This window comes from Mesorhizobium delmotii (assembly GCF_900149755.1).
Taxonomy (GTDB): Bacteria; Pseudomonadota; Alphaproteobacteria; order Rhizobiales; family Rhizobiaceae; genus Mesorhizobium; species Mesorhizobium delmotii.
Genome location: NZ_FUIG01000107.1, coordinates 1 through 225, shown reverse-complemented (window position 1 = coordinate 225; position 225 = coordinate 1). Strand labels below are relative to the sequence as shown.

Sequence of the window (225 nt, the reverse complement as noted above, 5' to 3'; positions counted from 1 at the left end):
GGCCAGGAAAGTCAAATCTTCGGACGAGATCGCCCAGGTTGGTACGATCGCCGCCAATGGCGACGCGTCGGTCGGCGCCATGATCGCCAAGGCGATGAACAAGGTCGGCAATGAGGGCGTGATCACCGTCGAGGAAGCCAAGACAGCCGAAACCGAACTCGACGTCGTCGAGGGCATGCAGTTCGACCGTGGCTATCTCAGCCCCTATTTCGTCACCAATGCCGA

1 pseudogene is annotated in these 225 nt (G+C 60.0%); it reads left to right on the top strand.

Annotated features, from left to right (window positions below):
• Positions 1-225, top strand: a pseudogene (gene groEL / locus BQ8482_RS37540) (chaperonin GroEL); the annotation flags it as partial.